Source organism: Candidatus Velamenicoccus archaeovorus (assembly GCF_004102945.1).
GTDB lineage: Bacteria > Omnitrophota > Gorgyraeia > Velamenicoccales > Velamenicoccaceae > Velamenicoccus > Velamenicoccus archaeovorus.
Genome location: NZ_CP019384.1, coordinates 1,482,713 through 1,509,017 on the forward strand (window position 1 = coordinate 1,482,713; position 26,305 = coordinate 1,509,017).

33 protein-coding genes are annotated in these 26,305 nt (G+C 51.9%); 2 read left to right on the forward strand and 31 right to left on the reverse strand.

Going from position 1 to position 26,305, the window contains the following annotated elements; translation table 11 throughout:
- Positions 1–40 precede the first annotated feature (40 nt).
- The 30 genes from BU251_RS06780 to BU251_RS06915 form a co-directional block, all read right to left on the reverse strand.
- The gene (locus BU251_RS06780; RefSeq protein ID WP_128700295.1) at positions 41–523 is read right to left on the reverse strand and encodes a flavodoxin family protein; all 483 of its coding nucleotides are present in this window, start codon (positions 521–523) and stop codon (positions 41–43) included.
- 119 nt (positions 524–642) lie between these two features.
- On the reverse strand, positions 643–798 hold the full coding sequence (locus BU251_RS09445) for a hypothetical protein (protein WP_164908906.1): 156 nt from the start codon (positions 796–798) through the stop codon (positions 643–645).
- Between the two features lie 22 nt (positions 799–820).
- Complete coding sequence (locus BU251_RS06785; protein ID WP_128700980.1) at positions 821–2,062, reverse strand: cation:proton antiporter; 1,242 nt, start codon at positions 2,060–2,062, stop codon at positions 821–823.
- A 306-nt stretch (positions 2,063–2,368) separates the two neighbouring features.
- A complete protein-coding gene (locus BU251_RS06790) occupies positions 2,369–2,896 on the reverse strand; it encodes a hypothetical protein (RefSeq protein WP_128700296.1) in 528 nt (175 codons plus the stop codon).
- Between the two features lie 281 nt (positions 2,897–3,177).
- A complete protein-coding gene (locus BU251_RS06795; protein WP_164908907.1) occupies positions 3,178–3,858 on the reverse strand; it encodes a hypothetical protein in 681 nt (226 codons plus the stop codon).
- Between the two features lie 9 nt (positions 3,859–3,867).
- Positions 3,868–4,665: a cache domain-containing protein gene (locus BU251_RS06800; protein WP_128700298.1), complete on the reverse strand. Its 798-nt coding sequence runs from the start codon at positions 4,663–4,665 to the stop codon at positions 3,868–3,870.
- 122 nt (positions 4,666–4,787) lie between these two features.
- Positions 4,788–5,438 carry a SagB/ThcOx family dehydrogenase gene (locus tag BU251_RS06805; protein ID WP_128700299.1) on the reverse strand — a complete coding sequence of 217 codons (651 nt, stop codon included), beginning with the start codon at positions 5,436–5,438 and terminating at the stop codon, positions 4,788–4,790.
- A 22-nt stretch (positions 5,439–5,460) separates the two neighbouring features.
- The gene (locus BU251_RS06810; protein WP_128700300.1) at positions 5,461–5,952 is read right to left on the reverse strand and encodes a hypothetical protein; all 492 of its coding nucleotides are present in this window, start codon (positions 5,950–5,952) and stop codon (positions 5,461–5,463) included.
- A 25-nt stretch (positions 5,953–5,977) separates the two neighbouring features.
- Positions 5,978–6,469: a hypothetical protein gene (locus BU251_RS06815; RefSeq protein WP_128700301.1), complete on the reverse strand. Its 492-nt coding sequence runs from the start codon at positions 6,467–6,469 to the stop codon at positions 5,978–5,980.
- Positions 6,470–6,685: 216 nt separating this feature from the next.
- A complete protein-coding gene (locus BU251_RS06820; protein WP_128700302.1) occupies positions 6,686–7,264 on the reverse strand; it encodes a flavodoxin family protein in 579 nt (192 codons plus the stop codon).
- 19 nt (positions 7,265–7,283) lie between these two features.
- Complete coding sequence (locus BU251_RS06825; RefSeq protein WP_128700303.1) at positions 7,284–7,742, reverse strand: hypothetical protein; 459 nt, start codon at positions 7,740–7,742, stop codon at positions 7,284–7,286.
- A gap of 125 nt (positions 7,743–7,867) precedes the next feature.
- Positions 7,868–8,350, reverse strand: coding sequence for a hypothetical protein (locus tag BU251_RS06830; protein WP_128700304.1), 483 nt, complete (start codon positions 8,348–8,350; stop codon positions 7,868–7,870).
- 36 nt (positions 8,351–8,386) lie between these two features.
- On the reverse strand, positions 8,387–9,148 hold the full coding sequence (locus BU251_RS06835; protein ID WP_128700305.1) for a hypothetical protein: 762 nt from the start codon (positions 9,146–9,148) through the stop codon (positions 8,387–8,389).
- Positions 9,149–9,153: 5 nt separating this feature from the next.
- A complete protein-coding gene (locus BU251_RS06840) occupies positions 9,154–9,852 on the reverse strand; it encodes a DUF6498-containing protein (protein ID WP_128700306.1) in 699 nt (232 codons plus the stop codon).
- A 6-nt stretch (positions 9,853–9,858) separates the two neighbouring features.
- Positions 9,859–10,539, reverse strand: coding sequence for a hypothetical protein (locus BU251_RS06845; protein ID WP_128700307.1), 681 nt, complete (start codon positions 10,537–10,539; stop codon positions 9,859–9,861).
- Between the two features lie 75 nt (positions 10,540–10,614).
- Positions 10,615–10,776: a hypothetical protein gene (locus BU251_RS09450; RefSeq protein ID WP_164908908.1), complete on the reverse strand. Its 162-nt coding sequence runs from the start codon at positions 10,774–10,776 to the stop codon at positions 10,615–10,617.
- A gap of 61 nt (positions 10,777–10,837) precedes the next feature.
- Complete coding sequence (locus tag BU251_RS06850) at positions 10,838–11,302, reverse strand: pyridoxamine 5'-phosphate oxidase family protein (protein ID WP_128700308.1); 465 nt, start codon at positions 11,300–11,302, stop codon at positions 10,838–10,840.
- Entirely contained in the window at positions 11,302–11,856 is a 555-nt protein-coding gene (locus BU251_RS06855; RefSeq protein ID WP_128700309.1) for a DUF488 domain-containing protein, read from the reverse strand. The genes BU251_RS06850 and BU251_RS06855 overlap by 1 nt, the downstream gene beginning before the upstream one ends.
- Before the next feature lie 29 nt (positions 11,857–11,885).
- Positions 11,886–12,785 carry a class I SAM-dependent methyltransferase gene (locus tag BU251_RS06860; RefSeq protein WP_128700310.1) on the reverse strand — a complete coding sequence of 300 codons (900 nt, stop codon included), beginning with the start codon at positions 12,783–12,785 and terminating at the stop codon, positions 11,886–11,888.
- 281 nt (positions 12,786–13,066) lie between these two features.
- On the reverse strand, positions 13,067–13,543 hold the full coding sequence (locus tag BU251_RS06865; protein WP_128700311.1) for a hypothetical protein: 477 nt from the start codon (positions 13,541–13,543) through the stop codon (positions 13,067–13,069).
- Between the two features lie 52 nt (positions 13,544–13,595).
- Positions 13,596–14,084 carry a hypothetical protein gene (locus BU251_RS06870; protein ID WP_128700312.1) on the reverse strand — a complete coding sequence of 163 codons (489 nt, stop codon included), beginning with the start codon at positions 14,082–14,084 and terminating at the stop codon, positions 13,596–13,598.
- A gap of 28 nt (positions 14,085–14,112) precedes the next feature.
- Complete coding sequence (locus tag BU251_RS06875; RefSeq protein ID WP_128700313.1) at positions 14,113–15,015, reverse strand: lipase family protein; 903 nt, start codon at positions 15,013–15,015, stop codon at positions 14,113–14,115.
- A gap of 67 nt (positions 15,016–15,082) precedes the next feature.
- Positions 15,083–15,544 (reverse strand): hypothetical protein, encoded by a 462-nt coding sequence (locus BU251_RS06880; protein WP_128700314.1) that lies wholly within the window; start codon positions 15,542–15,544, stop codon positions 15,083–15,085.
- A gap of 68 nt (positions 15,545–15,612) precedes the next feature.
- On the reverse strand, positions 15,613–16,146 hold the full coding sequence (locus tag BU251_RS06885; protein ID WP_128700315.1) for an HNH endonuclease: 534 nt from the start codon (positions 16,144–16,146) through the stop codon (positions 15,613–15,615).
- A gap of 201 nt (positions 16,147–16,347) precedes the next feature.
- Entirely contained in the window at positions 16,348–16,689 is a 342-nt protein-coding gene (locus BU251_RS09640; protein WP_128700316.1) for a DUF2085 domain-containing protein, read from the reverse strand.
- Positions 16,689–16,976: a zinc ribbon domain-containing protein gene (locus BU251_RS09540; protein ID WP_228767792.1), complete on the reverse strand. Its 288-nt coding sequence runs from the start codon at positions 16,974–16,976 to the stop codon at positions 16,689–16,691. The genes BU251_RS09640 and BU251_RS09540 overlap by 1 nt, the downstream gene beginning before the upstream one ends.
- Before the next feature lie 344 nt (positions 16,977–17,320).
- On the reverse strand, positions 17,321–18,163 hold the full coding sequence (locus BU251_RS06900) for a hypothetical protein (RefSeq protein ID WP_128700317.1): 843 nt from the start codon (positions 18,161–18,163) through the stop codon (positions 17,321–17,323).
- Between the two features lie 118 nt (positions 18,164–18,281).
- Complete coding sequence (locus BU251_RS06905) at positions 18,282–19,022, reverse strand: hypothetical protein (protein WP_128700318.1); 741 nt, start codon at positions 19,020–19,022, stop codon at positions 18,282–18,284.
- An 88-nt stretch (positions 19,023–19,110) separates the two neighbouring features.
- Positions 19,111–19,770: a hypothetical protein gene (locus BU251_RS06910; protein WP_128700319.1), complete on the reverse strand. Its 660-nt coding sequence runs from the start codon at positions 19,768–19,770 to the stop codon at positions 19,111–19,113.
- Positions 19,771–20,337: 567 nt separating this feature from the next.
- Positions 20,338–22,641: a vitamin B12-dependent ribonucleotide reductase gene (locus BU251_RS06915; protein WP_128700320.1), complete on the reverse strand. Its 2,304-nt coding sequence runs from the start codon at positions 22,639–22,641 to the stop codon at positions 20,338–20,340.
- Here BU251_RS06915 and BU251_RS06920 point away from each other — a divergent pair.
- Together BU251_RS06920 and BU251_RS06925 are read left to right on the forward strand one after the other, a co-directional pair.
- Positions 22,640–22,954 (forward strand): hypothetical protein, encoded by a 315-nt coding sequence (locus BU251_RS06920; protein WP_128700321.1) that lies wholly within the window; start codon positions 22,640–22,642, stop codon positions 22,952–22,954. The two genes, BU251_RS06915 and BU251_RS06920, sit on opposite strands and share 2 nt — an antisense overlap.
- Before the next feature lie 439 nt (positions 22,955–23,393).
- Positions 23,394–25,631, forward strand: coding sequence for a spermine/spermidine synthase domain-containing protein (locus tag BU251_RS06925; protein WP_164908909.1), 2,238 nt, complete (start codon positions 23,394–23,396; stop codon positions 25,629–25,631).
- A gap of 19 nt (positions 25,632–25,650) precedes the next feature.
- Here BU251_RS06925 and BU251_RS06930 read toward each other — a convergent pair whose 3' ends face one another.
- Positions 25,651–26,292 (reverse strand): DUF502 domain-containing protein, encoded by a 642-nt coding sequence (locus BU251_RS06930; protein ID WP_128700323.1) that lies wholly within the window; start codon positions 26,290–26,292, stop codon positions 25,651–25,653.
- Positions 26,293–26,305 lie beyond the last annotated feature (13 nt).

Sequence of the window (26,305 nt, forward strand, 5' to 3'; positions counted from 1 at the left end):
TTCTTTCCAGGCCGTTCGTAGAGCCTCACGGCTTGACAACCTATAAAACCAAAACCTCTTTCGCCCATTGACGGGCTTTATCCGCCGATACCTGCGGCGAACGCCGGGGTTCGACGAAATGCATACGGCCGGCAATCACGTTGTCCGCCGCGAGAATTTCTGCCATACGCCCCAGCGTCCTGCCCGGCCCGCCTCCCGAACAGCAAAAGACGGCGACCCTCTTGCCGCGGATCGCCGTCTTTTCCAAAAAAGAACTCATGGCCGGCGCAGGCGCAAAAGCCCAGACCGGCGTACCTATGAACAAAAGGTCGTAAACGGCCGGGTCCTTGTCCAGGGGCAGCAAGGCCGGCCGGACCTTCATGAATACCTGACGGCCTCCCCAGAAATACTTGGAGAACCCCTTGCTCTGCGGCTGGTCCTGCGTCCGCAGCTCCAGAACATCCGCCCCCGCTGTTTCAGCGATGGCTTGAGCGATCAGGCGCGTATTGCCGTCAAACGAATAGTAAACAACAAGCGTCTTCATCTCGATCCCCGTCCCCAGCCTCCAGTAGAATCCCCCGCTGGACTTTATAGTCCAGAGCTCCTTTTTTCTTGGGAACAATCCCCCAAATGATCTTATCGGCTGGCCGCGGGATTAACGCCTTAACGTTTCTCCTGGGCCATCTTTTCCAATAGCTCGATCATCCTGTCCATCTTGGACATAAGGAACCATGGCAGAAAAAGCCAGGCGATCCCGAGGGCCACGCCCAGGACAAGAAAGATCATCCAGAAAAAAGAAAACATCGTCTCCGTCATCATCAACCTCCTGCCTGTTTGTGCGTCATGCGTCCTTATGCAACTCCTGCGCCCTGGAAAGCGAAAAACGGGCCAGGATGGGCCCCACCAGCTCGTGGATCACGCAGGCCCCGATGATGATGCTGACAATCATATCGGATATGTGACTGAAGGCTGTATTGGCCTTGACGAGAAGCGCCAGGCCGATCACGATGCCGCCTTGCGGGATGAGGCCGCCGGCGGTGTATTTGCGCACCTTGTCCGACGAACGCGCCAGGCGCGCGCCCGCATAGACCCCCATTGCTTTTCCGGCAAAACGGAAAACAATGAAAAAAAGGACCAAAACGAGGCTCGCGCCGAGGACCGAAAAATTCAAGTACATGCCGCTGAGGGTAAAAAATATAACGAAGACCAGCTCTTCGGTATAGCGTTCCAGGACAGAAAAGATCTCTTCCCTGACAGGACTGAAGTTGACGACCACCATCCCCATGGTCATCGTAGACAGGAGTTCTTCCACATGAAGGAAACGCGCCATACCGTAACAAAGGATGGTCAGGGCAAAGACGGCGACGATCATGAATCCCTCGCCTTCGCGATAAATAAGTCGCATCACGAAGAGAAAAATGACGCCGAACAAGATCCCAAGCCCGACGGCACCAAAAATAACCCCCACGGGACCGAAAAACGTCGCGAGGGCGCTGACATGCTCATGCAAAACCATGGCCTGCGCTACGACCATCGCGATGCTGTAATTCATGATCCCCGTCACGTCATCGAGGGCGGCGACGCCCATGATGGTGGACGTCACCTCTCCGGAAGCCTTATATTCATGGGTGACGGCGAGGGTCGCCGAAGGGTCCGTCGGCGAAGCCAGCGCCCCCATCAGCAAGGCAAACGGCAGGTAGACCCAAAAACTGCTGTGGCCCGGCGCCGACGGCAAAAAGAACGGCGCCACGGCGGCCATCCCCGCGATGACCACAAAAAAAGCGCACTCCGCCTCAAAAAGCGTAATGAAAAGAATGCTCCTGCCGAGGCTTTTGACACGAGGATAGAAGAGCGTGCCGCCGATGGAAAACGTGATGAAACTCAGCGCTACATCTGTGATGATCTCGGCATGCCGGACAAAGCTCTGGGGGACGATATTCGTAAAACCGGGATTGAGGAGAATGCCGGCGAAGATATAGCCGGTGATCTTGGGAAGCCTCAGGCGAACCGCAAGCTCCCCGAAGACAAGCCCAAGAAAAATGATGATGCCCGCAACCAGGATTAACGGCAAAGAAATGTTCATGGGCACAGGAGGATGTTTGTTTTTCTTGCCCTGCGCCAGCCCCGAACCCGGCTGAACGCTCCATGAAAATATTTCACAATCGGTTCATGGCGGTGCAGGGTTTCGCTGCACACCGTCAGAAAAGAAACCGCCGGCCTGCTCGCTTGTCTCGGCCCTGGCCTTGCACCTGGCCTTGCCCGAAGAGCAGGCCGAGGCCAGACACGCAGACAGACGTACCGATAGAGCTTCACTTTACCAATGTCTAAAGAGTACATCAAGACATTTATCCACATTTTGCAACCACGGGCTCCGGAGCACAACCGTCGGCTAACGCCTGTTTTCATCAAGCCTGGCGCGCACCTTGCGCATAAAAATCAGAAGGCTCTCTATCGAAGGCGGCAGGGCATTATATTCCATCTCGATACGCTTCTCCAACCGGGGCGTCGTGACCTCCAGCCATTCGGCACCCTGATCATAGCAATCCGGGCATCCATATCTGTCCTGCGCGGACACAAATTCCGTCGCCTCGATGAGGTTTTTGAGGATGTTATACTCGGAAGGCGATAAATAACGCGTGACCTCGACGGGCGGATAGCGGGAATCGGGCGGCTGGCTGGACTTCTTGAAAGCGGCCTTCCGCCCCTCGATGACAAGTTCGGCATCGGAATACCCCACGCATACGCCGAAATGATAGCCGTTCTTCACGATGAACTCCGGCTCCTTTGTTTCTTTTTCCCGGAGGGGATTTCCCTGCGCGGAAAAAGAAACAATTAACAATGAAAAATTAAAAATGAACAAATAAAAAAAACAAAGACCCGCGCGGAAACGATACCCTGCCTTCCTTTGTGTCCTCATGAATCTCCCCGGGCTTCGCCCTCGCCCGAGCGAGGACAGGCCCGGGGTTTCTTTCCTAGATGATCCCGCCAGTTTGCTACGCAAACTCCCGGCGGGATAATCGTTGTGCATTTCCGCCACCACAACTTAGGCGGACCCGCCGATCTTTGATGGCGGGCAGCCCCTGTTTCGGCCTGCCCCTGGCCTTGCCCGAAGGGCAGGCCGAGGGCAAGGCCAGGACCGGGGATTTCTGCACTCCGATTAAATTTTTCATTTTTCATTGTTCATTTATAATTGTTGCCCTACCTCACCCTTTCGGCATTCTCCTCCGCCAGGACCCCGCCCCATTCCACGACAGCAAACCCCTTGCGGCGGGGTGTCTGGATCTCTGGCGGCGCGTACCTTTTGGCTTCTTTCAACGGAATAAAATACAAGATACGCCGGATGACGGTATCCGGGATCGGCGTGATCACCATTTTGGCGTTCTCATTAAGAAAATCCGGGGAAACCAGGGCGATCTCGTAATAGGCGCCCTGCGTCAGCCTGTTAAGCCAATACTCCTTGAAATCCTGGATCTCCAGGACATTGAGGCCCAGGTCCGCCAGGTGATCGTCAAGCCACCCCTGAAGGTCTTCTCTCTTGACGACCCAGCTGCCCGGCAAAAACACGAGAGGTTTCTCCAGCACCGCTTCATAATAAAGATAGTCGCGCTCGTTATTGATGGTGCCTTTGCGCGTAACATGGACAAACCAGCCGTTGTCATAAGCCGGCTCGGAACGGAAAATCGCGCCTTTCACTTCCAGGGTCACCTGCACGTCCGATTCGATGCCCGGATAAAGATAGATCGCCGGTTTCTCAAGGATTTCCTGCGGGGCGGCCGCCGCCATGACGCCCGCCGTCAAAAACAGGACAATCACCGCTGCGCGCACCTTCAATATCGCGGAGGCCTTCTTTCTGTTTTCTCTCAAGCGTCTCTCCCCCATCTTAACCAGCTAGTCTTCAACGATCAAGAGCAACCGCCACACATTCCCGCCGACATCAACCGTCGTCCAGTAAGCCTTTTTCTCCACGGGCTCCTGCGACCGCCTGCCGACAAACGTATAGGTGCCCTCGCCCGTTGCGTCCTTGACGACACGGCGGCAAAGCTCCAGGAGCGACGGGAAATCCCGATACATCGGGTCTGTGAACACGTTGCGGCCGATCTCCGATTCGTCCGAAAAAAGAATCAGCCCGTCCGTCTGCAGGACCATCGCTTCATACGGCAGGCCGTCCATCTCCGGCCCCAGGGCCAGCTTTATGAAATCCGCCGGCTTCATCAGGACGCTCAAGGTGCCCTTCTTGCGGCCGGACCCGTCTTCGAGAGGATATTCATAATCCAGGGCATCGAAACCTTCCACGGCGCGAAAGACCCCGCTAAAAACAGCGCGGCCCGATGCGTTGGCCTTGACAAACTGGGGCTGGCTGCTGATATCCTTGCCTTCATAAATACGGTAGGCCTCAGGCTCAACATAGGTCATCACGCCATTTTCATTGACGTAAGTGCAATCCACGCTGTAAGCCAAGGCCCCGCAAAGGTCCGAAAGGACGCTGCGCACCTCATCTTCGCGGACATCGCCTTCGGAGAGCCTGTCCGACGCCGTCCGTGTTTCTTCGCCGAGCATCCCGGCCACCGCCTCGAGGCGGCTTTTCAATGCTTCCAGTTTCGCCAGTGGATCGACCCCTTGCGAAAAACTCTGCGCCGGCAGATACGCAAAAAATACAAGAAACACTGCCAGGACGGCTTTTTTCATTTGAAGGCTCCCTTTTTATGGCAACGCCCGCGGATCCTGCTGTTCTCGACCTGTCCGCCGACGCCGTCCAATGCACAGCCGGCCTCAACGCATCCTTTTTGTCTTACTCATCGGCGGACGCTTCATTCGTTGCGCGGATACCCAACGGTCTGCGCTAAGACAATCGTCTGTGAAGGACGCAATTTCATCGTCTTGGTCAACGTCAGTTTGTTGAACCAGCCGCGCACGACCGTGGCGAGACCGGCTGACGCGCAAAAAAGATACACGTTCTCACTGATAAACCCCGTATCCGTCGCCCCGTAAAAATCTTTCTGCTCGCCTGTCATGCCCTCCATCTTCTGATGGTCTGCGACAAAGATAAGGTCCACCGGCGCATCCTTGACAAAAGACTGCTCGCCTGTCATCGCCCTGACATCCTGGGAGAGAACAGAGACAAGCAGGTTGTTTTTGGCGTCATACAAAAACAGGCCATCCTTGAGAGCCACGTAAATATCGATCTCCTGCTTGTTCATGGCGGTAGGCGCTGTGCGGCCGCCCGTGTCCGGACGGTTGACGCCGGCCGCCGCCCAGAGAAGATCCGAGAGGGTCTGTAGAGAAAGCTCCCTGTCGCTGAACGCCCTCCTGCTCTGCCTTTCCTTTAAAGCCTGCATGAGAGGCATTCCGCCGTCCGTCTGCGGCGGCGGCAGCTCTATCCTGCCGTCATTGAGCGCCGGCGCCGGCGGCACAAAAGAAAACAGCATCAGCACGCCGATCATCAGGACGAGAATCCTCATAACGCCTCCTCTGGGCCGCCGATCAAGACGCCGCCGCAAACTGTTCTTTGATCTTACGACGGGTGAAAAAGAAAATGAACGCGCCGTTCAAGGCAAAAACCGCCAGGTTCATGAAAACGACAAAATCAAAGGCGGCCGTCGCGACCATCCCGGCGTCAAGCGAAGGCGGCCCCTGCGCCAGCTGGGAGGCCGTCAGGACATAAATATGCGAACGGACGCTGCTGAAAGACAGGATGAACACCGGCAGACCCACGAGAATATCGGCGGCGTTGATGAAGATGGCGGCCTTTCTTGCAGCCTCTTTTAATGCCAGCAACCCGGCGCCGGCCGTGATGCCGACGACGGAGAAAAGAAACGAATAACCGGCAAGAAAAGAAACAAGAACGGCGGGAAAAGAAGCATAGCACGCAGAATAATACTTAGTATCGAGCGCGGATAAAAGCGAGGATGCGTTGATGACGATCATGAGCCACGCCGACAACGATACGCCTCTGGATCTTCGCTTTTGTCCCATTCGCTTTGCCTGTGATGAACGCATCTTATTTTTTGACGACCCTGAATGTAGCGAAGGCCGGTTCGCTGAACAACGGCCCCGCATCCACCTGCACGACAGACCACGTATAGCTCTCCCCATCCCTGAAATAATCGATGGAGATGGCGACCGCCGGCGTCAACGCCGACACCTGTTTCGCATAGATCTGCCTCACCGCGGCCGTTTCATGTCCCCGGTAGAGACGGAACATATAATACCATACCTGATAAGGACTGCCCTTGGGTTCCCAGCGAAAAGCAACGAAAAGCTTGTCGCTGATATCGACGACGCGGGCCGCCGGCTCAAGTAAAGTCGGTTCCGGCACGCGGACAGGCGAAACAGAAGGATTGCCTGTCTTGCGGGCAACAGCCGGCGCCAACTCTTGCGTTTCTCCGGCGCCGCAGGGAACCGGCCCAGCAGAAAACGGCGCAACGAGACAACAAAAAAACAAAAACCAACGGATCGTTTTTATCATTTCGGTGTGGGGGCTGGAAAACATGGAGCCCCGCGGCTTTACAGCCCTCGGCTTCGCCGAGAGGCGAGCCGTGGTTCCTTGATAACCCGCCGGCTGACAGCCGGCGGGCATCCACGAGTTCATGCACCCGTGTTTTCCCGCCAGAGGCTCTGGATCGTCCAAGGCGGCTGCGCGAAAGCGGATAAAACAGCTTTTCTGTTTTCCGGGCGGAATGCCGAAAGCCGGTGTCCGACAAAAACTTCACTCATCTTGCGCCGCCCGGCGGCCCAGCTCCACAGCTCTCTCGCGGATAGCTGCCCGTGTTTTGACGTCGCCCGATTCTCCTGCATGGGGCACAAGCAGGGATTCGAAGCTCATGCCTGAATAATCCGCCGTCAGAACGAACGGCTTCTCCAAGGCATCCAGGCCCACGTCTTCATAGGCGCTGGCGATCAAGATGAGCCTTTTTCCTTTAAGAGGTGTCGTCATGGTCCCGGCTGCATTGTCCCACTTATAAAGACAAAACATCCGGTCCATGACGAGCTTGAGCTGGGCGCTGGCGCCGAAAAAATACAGGGGCGAGGCCATGACGATCACATCCACCTCGGCCATCTTCGCCAGCACAGGCGAAGCCTCATCTTTGACGACGCACGCATATTCCTTGATCGCCTGGCACCTGCGGCACGACGTACAGCCTGTGGTTTTATATTTAAGGAAAGCGGTGGCAACGATATCCACCCTTGCGCCTTCTGACCTTGCCCCTTCGGCAAACCAGTTCACGAGGGTGGTCGTATTGCCGTCCTTCACAGGGCTGGCGGAAAGAACAAGGATTTTCTTCATCGCGATTTTCCTCGCAATCTCACTTCGCCAGCTTGCGCCAGCCGATATAGATCAAGACGACAAACGCGATCAAGAGAGACACGAAGCGCGCGCCGTCCGGCAATTCCGACCAGTAATTGCAATAACCGTCCAGGACGCTGAAGATGCCGCCGAACATCAAGCCGGTGCCTATCGCCTGGATCGTCACCAGCGAACCGATGATGATCGCCACGATCCCAAGGGGAGCGGCGACGGAAAAAAGCGCCCGCTGGAATCTCTTTTGGTCATACTTCCAGGCATCCTGCTGTTTTTGCCTTTTGGCCGCGGCCTGCTGCCTCTCTGCCTCTGTCATGTTCTGACGATTCATCTGCATCGTTTCGTCCATGTGGTGGTAATCCTGCCACTTCGGTTCCGGCACAAACGTCGCCACGCCGTAATGGATCATCATGGGAAAGATGACCGCGATCCCGAACCCCAACGCAAACTTCTTGGCTAACATATGACCCTCCTCATCCCGCCTCTGGCGGGATGACTCCGCAGCCTGCGCAGATCAATTTTACGAGCGCCTCTGGCGTACGCGAGTAAAATTGACAAGCGATTAGGCAAGGAGTCAAGTTAACATCCCTATTTTCTCCCTCCTGACGAAGAATTTTCTCCTTTTTCTCCCTTCTTCACCACCTTAAATGAATTGTATGCCGCATCGCTCTTGTTGTCAAAATAAAGCTGGCGCAGGGTCCAGGTATAGACCTGGCCGTCCTCGAACATGTCCGCCTTCAGGACCACATGATAGTCACCCGGCCCCACCTGTTCTTTATAGATCTGACTGTCGGCGTATGTCTGGCGTCCTTTATACAGCCGGAAGTCATACCCCTGCCTTTTATACATCCGGCCTTCGAACGGGCTCCACTTGAATTCCAGGGTATCTTTACCCGTCAAATCCACAGTCTCCCCTACGGGCGACAACAGCGTCGGCACCGGAACATCCTCCGCTCCAAAGATGCTGCGTGTCCCTATGCCGACCTCCACATCGCCGCTCACCCTGCCCGCCTCAACACCGGAAGGCCGCAACAACATCAAGCCAACAGCTATATAAATCCATATTTTCACGAGACACCTCTTTATCCCGCCAGAGAGCGAAATTCTCTAACGGGACTGCTTTGTCAAATCACCCATCTCGCACTGGACACGCAACTTGCCCCAATTAAAAACAACAAGGGCCCTTTTATCGGTGCCAAGCTGGTAATGAAACGGTTTAAGGACATACGCCAGGAGGACTTCGCCGTCCTTTGTCCTGAAATATTTGAAATCAGAGGTATCGATCCTGCCGATAGAAATACGCCGCTCTCTCTGCCCGGCATAATGCGCCCCGGACCGATCCACATATGACAATTTATGGATATCCATGTAGGCCGGCTCGATGAAATTGACGGCGCGCATTTCGCCTTTGATGTCGCGGAATACGATATAACCGGCAACGGCGCCGGCGTCATAAAACAGCGACATCGTCAATGATGCGACCTCATCTGGAGCGATGGCGCCCTGGGTCCCGTAAACGCCCCCTGCCGCGTCTGCCGACGCATGGGCCCCCGCGGCGTCCGCCCCGGGGGTTTTAACATCGGGGGCGCCCTCGCCGATCTTCATGACACGGGTCTTGCCATCCTCTCTCACGGTCACCGATTCACCGTCAATGGCCACGACCTCGACGGAACCGACCCTGTCGCCGACCTTGACCATTTCGCCGTTGACGATGGCGACGGGCTCGCCGTTCTTCTCAAGGACAACACCCGTCACCTCGACGTCAAAGGCGGCACCGGCAGCGCCCCCGAAGAAAAAAAACAGGCAGGCCGCCAGGGCGATCCCCTTCGTCTTCAAGCCACTCGTCTCCTGCCCGAAAGTTTTACGCATATATGTCATTTCTCCGGTAAGGGGTCGGCGGACCCGGACTGCGGCCGGTCTTCTGCGGCGTGCTCGACCTTGTGCATATTGAGGTCGGCATTGGTTTTCAACAATAAAAAGAAAATCAGGACGGCTTTTTCGGCGAGACCGTTATGGAACAAGAGCATAAAAAACCCGCCGAAGATAATAGTCAGGTGCATCGGGACGATCCGCAGATAAGGGAAAAACATCAGGCGGCCGATGCCCACACCATCGATCTTTTTGCGTGAATGCTGCCGGAAAGAGAAAAGATGGTGGACAAAGAATGCCCCCAGGCTTAACCAAATCCACCCCCACTCCGATACAGCGGGCCTGCCGATGAACTCAAAGTAACCGAAATTGAAAAAACCGTAGTGAAAGGTAAAAAAGCCGGCCAGAAAATAGGTGACGGCCCGCGGGACCTCGGCATCGGGCTGGCGCGGGGTGTCCATCCTGCGGATCCCCAGGATGCGGATCACGTTGAAAAATCCGATGATGACGTTCTGGCCGCAATAGATGAACATGATCGTCTTGAGCGGCCAATGCTGGGCGAGGGCCAGGACCAGCGTCACCAGGTTTGAAAAGGCGAGGCTCCTGGCCGTGGCGTCCGCCCGCATCAATGCCGCAAGCTCGCCCCACCCCAAAAAGGGCCTAGCCATGGCCTGCGCAAAAAGGACCTGCCGGTTCGTATTCATGGCGGCTCAACCAATACCCTGGCGAAGAACGCCGGTGACCCCCTGGAAATCCTTGTAGAATATCTCCATGCGCCGCAGGGGAATGACAAGGCCGCGGCGGTAAAAAACGAAGCAGCTGCCGCGCGTCTCCAGAGAATAGGCCTTCCCCAAAGAAAGAAACCTGTCAAAAAGCTCCCGGCGGAACTTCGGCACGGGCGTGTCCTTTTTCACAACGATCACATACCTTTTCAGGAATTCCCCGGGTATGCCCTCTCTCACAAAGACGTCTTTTGAAAACAACGGCGCCAGGCGCCAGTAGAATGTCCTGGGCGAAATAAAAAATTGCGACAGGGCCGTGCCTGCCGCATCCCCGAAACCCATCGTCTGAAAAAGAAAACGCGGCATGCCGAAAATAAAACGGCTGCCGTTATAATCGAATATCTTCATCCTCACGCCGTCCCACGAGCAGCTCATGACGTAATAGAGCCGCGGGAAAACCTTTCCCATGCCGGAGAAAGAAAAAACCCTCAATTCATGCTCAAGGGTATCGTCATGGCCTTCCTGGAGCAAAAGCCCCAGCTTTTTCGCCAGGGCCGCCAAAGGGTTTCCTCTCTTACGCCCTGCCAGGAGCCGCGCCAGAAGCAAAAAAACAAGGACCCCGGCGGCAGCCGGGATATATTTTTCGATGTCTGCCGGAACCTCGATCAAACTGCACCCCCAAATAACCCGTCAACCCGCTTACCCGTTAACTCGCTCACCTGTATTTAAATCCTTTCCTCAGGCTCACTCCCTGCCTAAAAGTCCAAGTGTCTCGCCGTATTCCTTAGCCGTCTTTTTGACGGCGCGGTCGATCAAATCCTTTTGTTTACGGCTGATGATCCCACTCTGCAGGCACCGCAGAACATTCCGCGAGATAATATATTTATTTTCTTTAGCTTGCGCCATAAAACTCCCCCATTAACTTAATATCAACCATGGGATGCCAATTTTCCTTGACGTGCTTAAATCACCTACTTCCCGGATACGGCGCGAGGTCAACAACCTCTTCCACATCCATGGCAATCACATATTCCGGCTTGGGCAAAAGGGCCTCGGGATGCAAAGCGTGCCCTTTCTCTCCGTGGATATTTTTGATCAGGCGCTTGGTCAAGCGGCTTGTGATCCGTTCCTCCCATGCGCGCGTCAGGTGCGGCTTGATCTCCTCCTGCGAAACGATACGGGCCCTGCCTTTCAGGCAATAACCGCTGAATTTATGCTCGTCAACCGCCGTGATGCTGATGAGAGGGTTGGCTTCCAGGTTCCTGCGTGTCCTGGCCCGGAAGAGGTCCAGCAGATACACACGGCCGGACTCGTCGATCTCAACGATGCCCTTGCAGGAATTATGGGGATAACCGGCGGCATCGATCGTCGAAACGACCACAAAACCCTGGTTCTGCAAAAAATGCACGACGTCCCTGCCTAATTTCATCATCACATCTCCCGCGGAAGCCCGGCTCCCGATGCCTTTGCGCCGGGATAAAAAATACGCCCGCCCTTTTTTTTCGCCCACGGCGTCATCCGGTGAACCCTGGCATTTGTCGCCGAATAAATATGCTCCACATCCCAGCCGCGGGCGACGAGCGCATCACCGATCAAAGACCGGTGACAGCGCCACGGGACGCTCTCGGCGCACATGAAAGCAACGGTCCTGCCTTTTGCCAATCTCATCAACCGCCCCAGCGCCCGGTCAAAACCTTTTGTCTGCATGTAATCGGCAAACCCCCGAAACGACGCATTCTGCCAGGCGCCGTTGATGGAATCTTTTTTGGGACGGCGCAACCCTCCCAGCGTCGGCATATGGAGATAACTTATCTTAAATGCTTTCAGGGCCTGAGGCAAGGTCTCTTTGTTGAACTGAGGATTATGCCTGGAGCGGGGGATCGTCCTGACATCCACGAGCTTGCGGACACCGAAGACCTGAAGGATGCGCGCGAACTCTTCCACGGAGCGCGTCCCGTGGCCTATGGTAAAAATTTTATCAGGCATGGAAGGCTTCCGCCTGGCTTCAATCCGTTTCAAATCAACCCTCTGCGCCCCAATCCCTTGTAGACCACCAGATGGTCCTGCTCCTGCGTCAGGGGCTTTTTCTTGCGCCAAAAATGATGATAGACATGTTGCGTGATCTCTTCTCTCTGTTTGAGGCTGTAGCGATGCACCTGCGGATAGAGAAGGATCATCCACACCACGGCCATGAACTTCTCGAAATCATCGACATAAAAATTGACGCGGTTTGTCCGCAGCAATACCTGCGCTTTTTTAAAAACCGTCTCCCTCTGCAGGTCTTTTTTGAGCTGGCGCAGGTCCTGGTCGTTATAGGCGCCGAAGAATTTCCCGGCGAAATGATTATAGAGCCAGGTCGTGGTGGAGGGATCTTTGCTTTTTGAGCTCATGAGCACCGCATGGATGGCTGCGCGAGGCGCCAGAAAACCGCGGTACAAATTCTTAAAAAGCTCGAGCCAGCAACATTGCCGGCAATAATAGAGCGAATGGTGGAGGGTGGCCAGGTGGACCCACCTCTTCCCCAGCCTGTCCCTGAAAAAATCCCTTGCTTTCTGCGGATCCAAAAATATCCTGTTAAAATCGCACTTGATGGTCGTCACATGGTCCGTGCGCTGGCGCTTGATACGCTCCTGAACAATGCCGAGGGCGCAATCGTTGATATCCAAGAGATACAACCCGCCGCGGAAAGCCGTCTCCAGGATCCTGAACTGCGGCTCGTCGCTTGAACCGATGGAGAGCGCGCGCAACTCTGCATGCAGGGGCATGCCTTTGTCGAGGGTGCGTATCACCCGGGCAAGCTCCTCCCCTATATCCACCTTGTCATGGCTGTAGCGCGACCATATCTTGTCCTGATCGCAAACATTTTTTTCAGAAACATGGATGCCTTTTTCGATCAAACTTATATATGATGACATGGAATGCTTGTCCTTTTTACAAGAGAGACGGGAAATATTCCTTATACGGATCCCGGCTTCGCTCATGCCATCAGCCGGTCGGCATGTTGCCTGACGGTCCATCGTCGCACGCCCGATTGACCCCTGCATCAGAAAACCCCGGATTCCCTGCCTTGCCGGCAGGCTGGCTGTCTGGGAATGAAGGTCCGGCGCAGGATTTCGCTATGCACTAAAAACAAAAGAAGCCGCCGCTCCGTCTGCCTGCTTGTCGAAGATAAGCAGGCAGACGTGCCGGCGAAGCTTCACTTTGTCAACAGGCAAAGAAACCCAAGGATAAAACTCCCGTAACCAAAGACAATAAAAACGGCCTTAAAGCACGTGGAGTAGGTCCATCCCTTTTTGTAGGGAGAGCTCTGCGACTGTCCTGAAAAATAATCATCCCTGGCAAAAATCCGCAGGACATGCGGCCCTTCCTTATACGCCCCCAGATCGATTTGTTCATCGAGATACTTTAATGCCGCTTCTCCGTTCCTGACGAGACGCATATTTCTGGCTTCGAATTTCCAAAAAACAAAAGAAAGAAATGCCAATAAAAAAGGAAGAAGACACGACCATTTTGAACACGACATCGCCGGGTCTTTTGAAAAAGCAATAAAGGCGCCGATGATAAAAGTCGCAAGCGTTACATACAAATTAAAGGTTTTGAGTCTTTGGTCGGCATGCATTGAAAAATAATTCCATGCGTAGCTCCTCATCACCTCGTAGTATTTGTCTTCCATAAGGCCCCTATCTCTTGATCGAAGCCGAGCTTCGATCAAATCTCAAACGGGATTAATCTTGCGACAAAGACACCGGCGCCAATCCTTTGACAAAGCCGGTCTTTTCATCGAACTCGAAACGATACAAACCCGGCGGCAACGGCTCAGCTTGCAGCGATACTCCCTGGGCTTTCATCAGAACCCCGCTGACAGACGTCGCCAGACCTGAAATGGCATTCATCGTCTCCGGGATCTTGGAATCCCTGGTATCGCCCATCTTGGTAAGCTGCCAGCCATCGGTCAGGTCAAACGTCGCATTGACCGTCCCTAGCCCGCCGTGTACCTTGATGACGTATTCTTCGTTTATCCGGGGCAGATAGACGACCTTGCTATCCACTTTGCCATCCGCGTTGCTGACAACCAACAAATAGGGCCACGGCCGGTAGAAATAAATGCCACCCGTCCCGGCGTTCTTGTCCGTCACCTTCGCAATCTCGATACCGGCGCAGCCCGCCATCATCAAAAGGAACCCTGCGACCACCGACCAAAGACCTCTTTTCATTGTTCCCTCCCCCGTGGATTTTTGAAATCTATTCTTTATCTAATCTCGAGACGGCATAATTAGCAAGTTTGCAGCAATACAAATCACAGGCATGATGTTGTATCCCAAGCCCGATCCTCCAAAGATTAAAATAACGACATCTGGCGTCGATAAAACCTGGGTTAGGAACCAGCCTTAAATCCATGAAATCATCGCGGCAAGGCGTCAGGTAGCGCTGGTCGCCATGATGAGCGTAAAACCCCCGCTCACTGAAAAAATGCTCCAAAATATTGTAGGATTTAAAAAAACTGATCCAGTATATTAACTCGACGATGAAAGGAAACGGCACCCGAGGGACCAAATCATTGGCGTTCACAATGCGATATATGGGAGGCTTTATCGTGTCTCCAAGCTCGCTATTTCCCACCCGCGGACTTCCGAAAGTATAGCAGGCGGCGATATTGTCCGAACTTAGATATTTCGCCGCCACGAGAGCCAAGGCCCCGCCTAAAGAATGGCCAGTAATGTAGATAGCAAAATTTTCTTTCTCCAGATTGCGCACCTCCTCTTCTAACATTTTCTGGGCGCATGCAAAGGCCCGTTGAAAACCATTATGGATCTTGGCCCCCTTCCCGGCCCTATAAAACCTGAAATCCAAATCAGTAAGAATATCCCACCATTTCTTTACCTCGGTCCCCCTGAATGCCAATACGGCGATCTTATCCTGTTCCCTTCTTGCCAAAAACCCTTGAGTTTCGCTTTCGCTGAAAGGACGGATTAGCTTAAATCCAAGTTCGCCGAGATGCATTTCCAACTTCTTTCGGATCTTTTCCGAATTCTCAAATTCAAGATAAGCAAGACTGGACATCTCTGCCAGAAGCCAGGCCATCCTGTCGCTATACGCGGCCCGCATCGTAGGGGGTTCCAGCAACGTAACTCTTCTTGCCAACATCTTTTTCTCCGCTTTCTCGATCAAATCGAAGCCTTGATCGAAGCCGAGCTTCGATCAAGGCTCATTCCTATTTTTTTATCACCCGGAAGGTGTGATGCACGGCGTCGCTGAACAGAAGCTGCTGCGCGCTGTTGACCTGCTTGAGGCACCATGTGTAGGTCTTGCCGTCCCTGAAAAGATCGGCCGGCACCTCAATCTCCGTATGCAGACCGGAAACCTGCTCATGGTAGATGGCGCCATTCTGGGACGTCTCGTTCTCCAGGTAAATACGGAAAAGATAACAATAAACATCGTAGGGCGTATGGGCCGGTTTCCAGCTGAACTTCACGGTCTTCTGCCCGCTGATATCCAGGGTCTCGCCCACGGGCGCCACCAGCGTCGGGCTCGGCACACGGAACACCACGGTATTGGCCGGCGCACCGACGGGTTTCTCTTGCGGCGCCGGAGCAGTCTTTTCTTCTCCTGCGCCAACCTCCGCGCCCCACAAGAAAACCGCCGCCAAAACCAAAGCGTACGTTTTATAGCACATGGGCCACCCCCTCCAACCTCCGCCTCAACCATCTTAATGAGACTTTAAGGCCAGACCTGTTTGTCTCATTATCGTCCGGCTTTTTGCTTCACTTTCTCGGGATCACAGGGCTGACGAAGGATCGCGCCTAAATCCAACAGATTAAACTCATCATCCATGTTCAAATCAGAACGCTCCAATGTCCCGCGGCATTCATGGCACACATAGAGCATTTTAAGATACTTGCCCATGACATTGCGAGGAATTTCGTAACGATTTTCAAGACCCCACCACTCCAGAAGGTCTTTATCACCCTTGGAAGAATTGCATTTCTTACACGACTTGACGATATTGTGGATTTCCGCAAAGTGACATTCGCGCTTGGCGACGATATGATCGTTGCTCAAGTCGACCGTCGCGCCGCAATAGATGCACTTCGTCTGGTCCATATGCAGGTCTTCACGCAAGATCTGCGACCACTTCATCTCGCCTGTCTGCAGCTTCTTGAACGAGCTCATGACAAAGCCATAATTCTTACGGTCGCCAAGCGCCGACCCCGAAATTAGCTTCGCATATTCCCAAAAAATCAAATCACGGATTGTTTTAACGGCTTTAGGTGGCATATTATTGAATTTTACGAGAGGAGCTCTTGTCTCTTGATCGAAGCTCTCTTGATTGAAGCCGAGCTTCGATCAAAGCTCAAACTATAAAATGTATTGAACAATAGAATGATTGCCCATATTATTACGATGACTATCATTAACCACATAGTCTCTCTTTTGAAACGCGTTATCTCTTGATCGAAGCTCGGCTTCAATCAAATCTCAAATAAATCGTCCAATTAAATTAATAATAATTCTCCACCCCGCAGCGCCTACGCCAATACCGCCAATAATTCCAGTTATAAACCTCCGGGGGTTCGTCGACATAATCCTAAACCATTCTTGAGCAAACCAATCCAGGAAGATCAAAAACATAAAAAATAAACACACGGGAAAAGATGGTAATGATCCTATCAAAAACAAAAAAAATGAAAACACATGTCCGAGACTCGCTCCGAAACAACGAGCACAAAATGGCATAGGCTTGCCTCGAAATGTAAAACTCCTCTCCGGCAACTTATGACATCCCATCTTTGCAATCAAGAGCGTTAAAGCAATATTCATTAGGAAGCTTTCAATTCCCAGCTAAACCCACATTTCTGACAAACATTAAATAACTTATTTGCGTCAGAAGCACCGCAGAGAAGACCAAGGGGACCCAAAAGAATCGCTCCGCAACATGCACCTCCTGCATCATATCCTTTCTTGGTCGTTGTAATTGATGTGGAACCGCATTTGGGACAAGTTGCAGCAGAGGTCTTAGCTTCTTTTTTGGGCAGTATTTCACCACAATGCTTACATTTAATCGCTTCATCTTGTATCTCTTCAGCACAGAAAGGACATTTTTTCATAGAAACCTCTATATCAAAGGGTTATTTGCAAAGTGTCGAGAATTAAATAGCTAAAACATTGCTGGCACACTTGCAGAAGAAATAAGCAATCCGAATAAGCAGACTATTGTGACTAAGCCAAAGATCGCCAGCATAATTTTTGTTCCAATGCCGACATTCTTCGACATCTCACTGTATCTTGCCAAAATATACAACCCAATCATCAACCCGATTATTGGAATCATTGCCTTATACCTCCTTTTTACAGCTCTGAGAAATCCTTAATCCATTTTTGTCCAAACGAGAACACCTCCACCGGAAATCTAATTATGTCAAAGGGTTAGCGGTACCCAGTCATTTACCAATTATTTAGAACTGTAATGATTTACAGTATAGGAAAGGATGGAACCAATAATATCCATATTATTTCTATCATTAAACTGGATTAGCCTCGGTTTTGATCGATTGTTTTCTGAAAACTGCATTCCGTCGGCATAAAACTGAATATCCAAAATTTTATCCAAGTTAGTCGCAAAAGATTTTCTATCACCCCGAAATATAAGTCTTTTGCTGGAAAATATTAATTCCCCGTCACTCGTAGAAACATTTCCTTTTTCCACAACAGGATATCCTCTGAAGCCGCCTACGCGATAACTAACCCCTTTCATCACTCTGAAGCTAAGCCCACTGTACCCGCCTTCGTAGTGCCTGCTCAAAACTTTTTCTTCCAACAAAGAAGCGGGCTCTGACCAATATACCTGTTCCCCCTTCTTTAGAACGATATTTGCGATTTGTAGGGTTGGCATATTGCCGTTCTGGATCTCTCTCACCAGGCGATATCTAGCAAGTATCTTCTTTTTAGCTTCGATTAAATCATCACTCAGATTTAATTCTTTCTGAATATTGTTCAGCTCTTTTTCTTCCTCTTCTGTAAGAGTTGAATCGTCCACTGCCTTATTAAAGGCGGCCATATAAGCATCAATCTTTGCAACCTTTATATCTTCGTCATTAAGGCATAGCTCTGATTTTCTGCTTTCAATTTGTTTTATCTCTTCCGCTGTTAATTTACCGTCCGATGCCAGCTGTATCATCTCATCTTTCAATAACTGAATATTTACTTCCTTCTTCAGTTGGGCTTCTTTTTCCTGTTTTCTTTGCTCGGCAATCTGTTTCCATTCTTCAATCTTCTTCTTTATAAATTGAAGCATGCCATGCCTCCCCTGAGTCAGAGCTATATCTCTTGATCGAAGCTCGGCTTCAATCAAATCTCACAGACCACTTAACCAAATCGTGATTATCTGAATACCATTTATTTCTCATAAATATTTATGTCAAAGGGTTATTGGTGCCCGGTCCATCGTTATCTCGTTGATCAAAATGTGCTTTAATTCTTCCTATCGACTCTTTTATCTCCTTTCGATCATGGAAATCAATGAGTAATTTATAGCTCATAGCATTTGTCTCCAGAATATAAGCAATTTTTTGGAGTTCGCCTATTAATGCGTAAAATTTTTCAGATCTAGAATTGAAATTTTCAATTCGTTTTAAATATTCATCGAATATTTCAGTCGCCGCTGCTCTAATCTTATCACCTTCTACAAATTCTTTAATAGCTATACAAAGATCATACTCGTAAAAATTAGTTGATTCTTCCACGAGAATAAAAAGATGCTGTGCCTGTTCGTAAAATATCCTACCATCTTCGCCTGTTAAAGAAAAAAGCTTATAAAAAGGAAGAGAATATAAAGACTCTTGTTTCATTCTCAGAAATCTTAAGGGAGAATAATCGTCTGATGATAACTTTATCCCAGTAGCCTGTTTTTCTTTGAATATTTTTAAAATACGCAAAGAATGAGCGAAGTTTTCTCTAAAAATACCAAGCGCATGTTCAATTCTTTCAATCAGAATATCAATTCCATGTTCCAAATATCGCTTAACAATCTGCTCATTTTCTCTCTGAACCAAATACTGTCTCCGCCAAAACAAATACGCAAAAAATGCAGGAATTAAATATTTAACTACCTCTGCGCTCCAATTCCCTAAAAAAACAAGCAGTCTTTCTTTCATTGTTTAACCTCCAAAATCTATGCTAACAGCTCGAGGTCTCGCATCAGTTGAATTTCAATTTATGGCTTAACTAAAAAAGGTTTTCCGTTTATAGTACACATTTGATCTTAGTTCCTTTCGTATAAAACCTAGATCCTGGAGACACTCTAGTATTTTTTTTGCGAACTTCTTCTCGCAGCCTTGTGCCTCGAGACAAAGATTTAAGATTATCCGGGGTGAGCTTTTCAAAATCTCTCATATGTGCAATAATTCTTAGACTCAAATATAATGCTTTTTCAATTTTACTTTCATCCCCCAACTTTCTCTTTAGGCCAAGATGAATATTTTTTACCCAAGCTTCAGATTTTAAAATAGTTATCAAGCAATCCCCTAATCCCTTATCTATACTATAATCGTAACGACTATATTCTAACCTCTGAATTCCTCTTATGTCCGCTGGAACTTCTAAGGCACGTTTTGTATTCAGAAGAATGTAATATTTTTTATTGCTGATTTTCCTTATCCCCTCGCTCAACCCTAATTCAAGCGTTACATTTGGGTTCCAACTAGATAAATCAAAAATTGAATAGTCTGCTTCATTAATATGCTTCTTGAGGATTTGCAATAAATGCTTGGTTTCAATATCTGTATTTGCATAGACAACATTAAAAGGCAAATCTTTAAATAGCTTCCTGACCTTATTCACTGGAAATCTTTGACGAAATGGATGCCCTACAAATACCCTAGGCAATCTCATACGAACTTTCATAAATATACCTCCAGCTATCTTGCTTTTAAAAATAGTGTCTAATTATTTTCAACAAATTTTGTCGCCTATACAGGTTTAAGCGAAACGAAGTGAAGCGATTCCTTATTTACCTCCCTCTCCCCAGAGGCACGAAGAAAATCACGGATGAGGCGAGGATTGATTCAAAGCAGGACGTTTGCAGGCCGAGCGGGCGTGGTTGTCCGAAGCGCAAGATGAGGACGAGCGAGGCCGAAACTCGAGCGCAGATTTGCCACGCTGGGGCAAATCAAGCGTTCCTGCGTGAATCAATCCGAGCCGAATAATTCTATACTGTAAAAGAAAACGCCCTGAATTTATCAGGGCGTTTTTTGGATTCGTTAGTCAGATTCGGATTTCATAAAAAATCCGGGTTAGATTGTCAGGTCATTATCCCGACGCTTGCCTTCGGCAAGGTCGGGATTAATTCGGCCAAATCGGTTTATTTCTCATTAGTCCCTCGCCCCTTATCAGAATATTTGCTGGGGGCTCGGGATTAATTTGCGCAAATCATTTACGTCGCGCGTTGCGCTGCCGTAAATGATGCGCTCATTAGCATTTCGTATATCCGCAAGCCGAACACTTGACGCAGCCTTCTTCGTGCCTCACCACGCCGCCGCAATCGGGGCAGACGCCGACGATATTTCCCGTGATGTGCTTTTCAAGCTGTTCTTCGCTCTTGGAGACCTGACTGTAGAGCTCTTCGCTCATCTGGTCGATGGCGGCAGCGACCTTGGCTTCGGCCTTGGTCTCTATCTTGTCGTTGACCAGGCGGCGCTCGATGACGCGGGCGATGGCGTCCGCGCAGGAGAAGATGCGACAGCCCTTTTCCCACGATGGGGACGGGCAGCGGATGGAACGGAGCTGTTCGATGATGACCTTGACGTCAACGCTGGAACGCAGCGCCAAAGACACCAAGCGACCGATGGCTTCCAGCTGGGAGGCCGCGCATCCGCCTGCCTTACCCATCGACATAAAGACTTCGAACGGACGGCTGTTCTCGTCCGTATTGATCGTGACATACAGGTTGCCGCAGCCGGTCGAGACCTTGGTCGTCGTGCCCATGACGACCTCGGGCCTGGGCCTGGGGCCGATCTTGCCTTCGGCGACCTGTTTGTCTTTCTTTGTATCTTTTGTGCCGACGCTCAAGACCTGCTCGGAACGGCTCTTGTCGCGGTAGATGGTCAAACCCTTGCAGCCCATCTCGTAGGCGAGCATGTAGGCCTTGCGCACGTCGTCGATCGACGCGTCTTCGTGGAAATTGATGGTCTTGGAGACCGCATTATCCGTGAATTTCTGGAAGACGGCCTGCATCTTGATGTGCCATTCGGGCGTGATATCGTGGGATGTCACGAACGCGCGGCGGATATCCTCCGGAACTTCCTTCATCTCCTGGACAGAGCCTTTTTCGGCGATCTTTTCCATGAGCTTGCGCGTGTAAAGCCCCTTCTCCTCCATCACGTCCTTGAACGCGGGCTCGACCTCGATCATCCTGGCGTTATCTAGGACGTTGGCGCGCTGATAACAGAGCGCGAACATCGGCTCAATGCCGGAAGAACACGGCCCGGCGATGATGGAGATCGTGCCTGTGGGCGCGATGGTGGTGAGCGTCGCGTTGCGCAGGCGCAGGTTGCTGGCCTCAAAAATGCTGCCCTTATACGCCGGGAACGTGCCCCTGGCGCGCGCCAAGTCCAGAGACTCCTTGCGGGCCTCGGCCTGGATGAAGGACATGACCTTTTCCGCCAGGGCAATGGCCTCGTCGGAATCATACGGGATCATCATCTTGGCCAGGGCGCTCGACCAGCCCATGATGCCCAAGCCGATCTTGCGGGTCTGCTTGGTCATCTTGTCGATCTGGGAAAGGGGATACTTGTTGACGTCGATGACGTTGTCCAAGAAGTGGACGGAAAGATGGATGATCTCTTTCAACCTGTCCCAGTCGAACTCAAACTTGCCGTCAGCCTTTTTGAGGAGCGCGTAAAGGTTGATGGAGCCGAGGTTACAGCTCTCAAAAGGCAACAGCGGCTGTTCGCCGCAAGGATTGGTGGATTCTATCTTACCTAATAATGGGGTGGGATTGTTGTTGTTGATGCGGTCGATAAAGATGATGCCGGGTTCGCCGTTCTTGTGGGCCATTTTGACCATGAGCTCGAAGACCTCTTTGGCCTTGAGCCGGTGGACGGCCTTGTGCGTGTTGGGGTCGATCAAGTCGTATTCTTCGTCTTTGGTGACCTTGCGCATGAAATCTTCCGTCACGGCGACGGAAATGTTGAAATTATTGATCTCCTTGTCGTTTTCCTTGCAGACGATGAAGTCCATGATATCCGGATGGTCCACGCGCAGGATGCCCATATTGGCGCCGCGCCTGGTGCCGCCCTGCTTGACCGCCTGGGTGGCGGCGTCAAAGACTTTCATGAAGGAGACCGGGCCGGAAGCGATGCCGCCCGTGGAACGCACGGTCGAAGAACGCGCCCGCAGGCGCGAAAAGGAAAATCCCGTGCCGCCGCCCGACTTGTGGATGAGCGCGGTGAACTTGATGGAATCGAAAATGCTGTCCATCGAATCTTCAATGGGCAGGACAAAACAGGCGGAGAGCTGGGAGAGGTCGCGGCCCGCGTTCATCAGGGTCGGGGAGTTCGGCATAAACTCCAGGTTCTCCATCATCGTGAAAAATTTGTGTTCCAGAGCGGCGATATCGTCCTCGGTCTTGCGATAGAGGCGGTCGGCGGCCGCAATCGCCTTGGCCACGCGGGTGAACATCTCCTGAGGGGTCTCAACCACCTTGCCGTTTTCGTCTTTTTTAAGGTAGCGTTTTTCGAGGACTTTGAGGGAGTTTTCGGAAAGCTTTAGCGCCATGAGTCGCCTCTCCTTTCGCTGCAGATGGTGGGATGAAATTTGTGGAAATCTATCTTTTAAATCTCTTGAGCCGGTTTATTTTATTCTTTCGAAAAGCGCTTTTCCAGATTACCGCTGGTCGGGAGCTTTGTCAATAGAAAAATACCATATATTGGTATTTTTTATTCAAATACCCCAACATTTTGATGTTTTGGAGGATGCCCTCCCCTCGTTTTTAGAGCTCTCGACGATGAATGCGGTTGTTTTGGAAGGAGATTTTTTATATTCCGCCGCTAATCCTACGGCGGAAATTCGACGGCGCTCATTAACCTAAATTCGGCTTGCGGCCGTGGTTAGCTTTTTTTGAACGCCAGTTCAACTTGCCCAGTCTTTTACGTCTGCCTTTGCCCATGGTTCGCCCTCGAAATTTGTTTTGCCGGCGAACCATCCCGAGTCCCTGTCTTCCTGTTTATCTGGAACAAGGGATGATCCCCTTTTTTGTCTTTATTTTTTCAATGTGTCCCTCATTCTACAACTAAAAACTGTTTTGTCAACCAGACAAACCTGTTTTTTTAATGAGCCGACTAGGGCACCTCATCATATTCAGGTTTGAGCGAAACGAAGCACAGCGAAAGAATATGTTTCACCAAATCATGGCCGGTCTTTTTGGAGCGAATTGGACCACAGCGCAAGCGAGGACCAGTTGAGCGAGAAAAAGACCGGCCATGATTCCCTCTATTGTCAAAAATCATTCCCCTTGTTATCATACAAACATGAACCGCCTTTTTTCTTTCGCCATTCTTCTTCGCGGCGCCATCGCCGTCATCGCCCAGGCGCTTTTGGTGCGCGAGCTCCTTGTCGTCTTCTACGGCAACGAATTGACCTTCGGCATCATCTTGAGCGCGTGGCTCCTCTGCGGCGCCTTGGGCAGTATTGTTGCGGCCTATCTGCAGCGCATCAGCAAACCGGAGCCGCTTTTCGCCACGCTCCAGCTTCTCTCGGGCGTCTGGCTCGCCGCCGCCGTCATTCTTGTGCGCTCCTCGAAAATCCTCTTGTCTGTGCCGTTCGGCGAAGTGCTCAGTCTCGGGCAGATCGTCCTCATCGCCTTTGCCGCGCTGTCCGTATCGTCTTTCTGCGATGGCGCCATGTTCAGCGTGGCGTTCCGCAGCGTCAGGTCCGTCGGCCGCGTCTATGCGCTGGAGTGCGCGGGAGCGCTCGCGGCCGGCGGGCTGTTCAGTTTTGTCCTCATCAGGATATTCACCAGCATCCAGATCGCCCTCTTTGTGTGGGTGGCTGCCGCGGCCGTCGCCTTCGGGCTGTTTTTGGAGAAACGCAGGAAAGGACCGGCGATCCTCTCATTTCTCATATTGTGCTACGGCACGACCGCGCTGATCCATGCTTCAGGATTGCAGAAAAAAACGCTCGAACTCCAATGGCAGGGGCAACGCCTCACCGCTTATGAAAATTCCGTCTATGGCAATATCGCCGTCGTGCAGAACGAGGAGCAGCGCACGGTTTACTACGACGGCCTGCCGTTGATCAACGTCCCTGCGCCCGAGGACTATTTCACGCAGGATTTCATCCACCTTCCCTTGCTTGCCGCAGGCCGCACGGCTTCCGTCCTCTTTTTAGGCAATGCCGCGGGCGGGCTGCTCAAAGAAGCCGAAAAATATCCGTTCAGGCAGATCGTCTATGCCGAAATAGACCCTCTCCTCATCGGCATTCTTCGCTCGCTTGGCATCGAACCCGTCGCCAGCGAACTCTCCGACAAACGCCTCCTCATCGAGCTGCTTGACGGCCGCAGCTATTTGAGAAAGAAGCAGGGCGTCTTCGACGCCATCTTTGTCAACACAAGCCTCCCCACCTCCTTGTCCATCAACCGCTACGCCACGAAAGAATTTTTCAAAGAGCTCAAAGACCATCTTGACGACAACGGCATGGCTGTATTCAAAACCTGGGGTTCGTTGTCCGCCTTGAGCCGGGAACTGGCCGCGATCAACGCCTCGCTTCTGGCTACGGCCGCGGATGTCTTCGGACACGTCTTTGTCATTCCCGGCGACGGCTACAATATCTTTATCGCCTCAAAAAAACCTATTCTCTTCAACCCCGGCCAGATGGCCGAACGGATGCGGCAACTCGGCATCGCCGCCAGCCTCCTGGAACCCGCCTACCTGGCGTTGCGGCTTGATCCAGCCTATCGGGCATGGTTCGAAAAAACCATTGCCGCCGCCCGCAAAAATGCCTGCATCAACACCGACCTGCGGCCTTGCGGCCTCTACGACGGCCTGGCGCTCTATTATGCGCAATTCAGCAAAAAACTGCCGCGGGTCTTCAGCGGCTTTAGACACATCGCGCCTGAAACGATATTCCTTACTGTCATGCTCTTCTTGTTCGCCTGGTCCGTAGGATCAAAAAAGCCGCGCAGGCGCGGCTCTCTATTAGGATTCACAGTCTTCTCCAGCGGATTTTTTGCGATGGGCGTCCAGGTGAGCGTCATCTTCCTTTTCCAGAGCTTCCTGGGGTATATCTTCCAGTGGCTGGCGGTCCTGACCGCCTCTTTCATGGCAGGCGCGTCCCTCGGCGCGCTCTACGCCCTGCGCAACAAGGAAAAACTCTTGTCATTCAAGCGCCTGGCCCTCGTCGAGTGCGCGACGGCAACGCTCGTTGCATTGCTCGCCTTTTTCATCATCCGGGCCGTCGAATACCGGGTCGGGCCCCCCGGCGGCGCTGGACTCTTTGGCCTCCTCAGCGCCTGCGCAGGCCTCCTGGTCGGCATCGAACTACCCATGATCCATGAGCTCCTCTGCCGTCTCCGGCACGAATCAGACCAAAGCCCCGGCCGCGCTGCCGGATGGATCTATGGCATGGACCTCGCCGGCGCCAGTATAGGCGCCCTTGCCACGCCGCTTTTTCTTATTCCCGCCTGCGGCATCGACCTGACACTTCTGTTGTTATGGGTAATCAAGGTGATAAACGGCTGGATCGTGCTCTCTGCGGAACGGATGGGATGATGCCTCTACCGGCGCCCGGTCACAGTTCGCCTTCTGAAGACGCTTCATGCCGCAACAGATCCCTGGGATTCAAGACGCCTCCGGAAATGACCAGCCTCACCGCCTCCTCGACCGTCAAATCAAGAAAGATCAGCTCTTTTTTGGCGACGATCACATAGAATCCCGTAACAGGGTTCGGCACCGTCGGAATAAGGACGTTGCAATACTCTTCCCTCCCCAGCTTCGCGTCAAAATAAGGGATAGACTGGTTTGTGACGAAACACAGGACATACATGCCTTTGCGGGGCCACTCTGTGAGAGCCACGCGCTGGACGCCTTCGCCGAACTTATGGGAAAACAAGAACTTCGAGATCTGTTTGAACGCCGGATAGATGTTTTTGATGAGGGGAAATTTGAGCCACAGGCCTTCGAAATAGGTAATCAGACGCCGGCCGATGAGATTGGTCGCCAGGAGCCCCGTCAAAAAGATCAGGATGATAAAGACGAGCAGCCCGAGGCCGGGAATAGAAAACCCAAGATACGCCTCCGTCAGCTTGGAGATATAACGGCCGAGGATATTGTCGAAAAACAAAAAAAGCGAAACAAAAAGATAGACGGTGGCCAAAACCGGAAGGACGATCAAAAGGCCCGTCAAAAAATATCTCTTCCCAAGTGGTTTCATATGCACCTCACGA